The organism is Streptomyces bobili (assembly GCF_002154575.1).
Lineage (GTDB): Bacteria > Actinomycetota > Actinomycetes > Streptomycetales > Streptomycetaceae > Streptomyces > Streptomyces bobili.
Window position 1 is genome coordinate 1 of sequence record NZ_MUBA01000032.1, and the last position, 2,066, is coordinate 2,066.

Here is a 2,066-nt window from a genome sequence, read left to right on the forward strand (position 1 = left end):
CGCCCAGCTCTCTCACCCGGAACCCCGCATCTCCTGGCTCCTCGTCCTCCCCCTCCTGGCCCTGATCCTGGTGGCCCCGCCGGCCCTCGGCTCGTACAGCGCCACCCGCACCGGTACGTCGCTCCAGGAGCCGCTGGCGTACCCGGCGCTCCCGGCCACCGGCCCACTCCGCCTCAGCGTGGTCGACTACGCGGGCCGCGCGGTCTACGACGACGGCCGTACGCTCACCGGCCGCCGCATCCAGCTCACCGGCTTCCTGGCGCTGGACCGCGACGGCACCCCGTACCTGGTCCGCATGGCGCTCAACTGCTGCGCGGCGGACGCCCAGCCGGTCAAGGTGGGCCTGACCGGCCGGATCCCCCCGGTACTCCAGCCGGACACCTGGCTGGAGATCACCGGCACCTACACCCCGCACCGCGTCAAGGATCCGGTCAACGACGGCCCGATCCCCTTCATAGAGGTCACCGCCGCGAGGCCGGTGCCCACCCCGAAGGATCCGTACGACGAAACGTGGAACACCTGACCCGAGGCCGCCGAACCGAACTCTCAGGACTGGTACGGCTGCTGCTGCGGCTGCCCGTACGCCTGCCCGGCCGGACCACCGGCGGCCTGCAGCACCAGCTGGTCGGCCTGCTCCTTCACGAGCTTCTGCTCCGCGCCACAGAACGTGCACTGGGTGACGTACTTGGTGGAGATCGGGAACAGCGGCACGAAGAACAGCGTGAACTTCGTGACGCGCTTCCTCAGCGTGTGCGCGGACGGATTACCGCAGCTCCCGCACACCAGCGTGAGTATCGCGAGCTGGTACAGATATCCCTTGGTCCCAAAGATGATCATTTCGCTGGTCCTTTCCGGTCCGGTGCCTGTCCCCCACAGCACGGGGAAGCGGCGTCTGGCATCACCCACCTTGCCATCCGCGTACCCGCCGCACCGAAGGCGATTGCCGGACCGGTACCGGACGGACGTCGCCGGACCGGTCGTCATCCCGCCGCGCGGAGACCGACTCCGGTCCGGCAGTCGCGGCAGCGGCCGGGGTCCGGGGCGCGGAAGGGCCGATAGCAGCCCTCGCAGTCCTGGAAGGGCACGAAGGCCGGGCGCTCCGCGAGGGGCATCGGTGGCCGGGGCGGGGCAGGCAGGGGTGTCTCGCGCAGGCGGTAGGCGAGGATGCCCGCCGGGCGGGTGAGGAAACGGTCCGGGAGCCCGTCGGTGAGCAGTTTGGCGATCTGGATCCCGTCGAGGCCCGACGCGAGCCATTCGGAGATGCCCGGCGCCATCTGCGCGGCCTCCCGCGCGGAGACGACCAGCCGGGGATCGATCCGCCGCACGATGGAGAGTACGGCGAGGGACTGCGGGTCGGCGTCAGGAAGCGCGGCCGGGGCCGGGGTCGGGACCGGCGTCTCCGCGACGGGCTCGGCCTGCGCGGGGACGGGCGCTGGAATGGGGGAGGGAGCGGGCGCTACGGCAGGCGCGGGCTTGCGGGGCCGGCGTGGCTTCGGACGTTCGGGCCACCCGTCCGGCTCCGGGTCGGGCACGCCGCCGGGGACGTCGTAGAAGTACGTCCGCGTACGGATCTGCCCGCAGGGCATCCGCTCGCGGCGGCGGTCCAGGTATCCGGCGAATTCGAGTTCCCTGAGCGCCCGCGAGATGAGGATCTCGCCCTCGGTGAAGTGATTGCACAGGGCGGCGATGGTCACGGGGGCCCCGTCGGGCAGGGAGACGATGTACGCCGCCACGCCGACCGTGACCGCGCTGCAACGTCGCTGTAAGAGAGCGTTGGAGAGCACCGTGAAGTCGGTCGTCAGACGGGTACGGACGTGGATCACGCCGGAGTTCGGAGCTCCGGCGTCGGCGCGCAGGGGCGCGTTAGACTGCGAGTCAGCCATGGGGAAGGTACTGCTTCCTGATTGGTCAGGCCCTCGCTCGGGATGCCAGTCCCAGCGGGGGCCGTCTCAGTTTTCGGTTGTTGCGGCGAACGTAACGGCCCGCGCCTCGCCTCGACAAGCTGGTCACTCGGACGGGTGACGCGGCCTCCCCGGCGCGGGGAGGGTGGCCGCTTATACACATCT

At 70.9% G+C, this 2,066-nt stretch carries 3 protein-coding genes; 1 reads left to right on the forward strand and 2 read right to left on the reverse strand.

Annotated features, from left to right (window positions below):
* The coding region (locus BZL64_RS03155; protein ID WP_107430193.1) for a TIGR03943 family putative permease subunit at positions 1 to 523 on the forward strand (523 nt) is incomplete at its 5' end.
* A gap of 23 nt (positions 524 to 546) precedes the next feature.
* Here the strand turns inward: BZL64_RS03155 and BZL64_RS03160 are convergent.
* Together BZL64_RS03160 and BZL64_RS03165 are read right to left on the reverse strand one after the other, a co-directional pair.
* On the reverse strand, positions 547 to 837 hold the full coding sequence (locus BZL64_RS03160; protein ID WP_086765905.1) for a zinc-ribbon domain-containing protein: 291 nt from the start codon (positions 835 to 837) through the stop codon (positions 547 to 549).
* A 143-nt stretch (positions 838 to 980) separates the two neighbouring features.
* Entirely contained in the window at positions 981 to 1,883 is a 903-nt protein-coding gene (locus BZL64_RS03165) for a hypothetical protein (protein WP_208639349.1), read from the reverse strand.
* Positions 1,884 to 2,066: the final 183 nt, after the last annotated feature.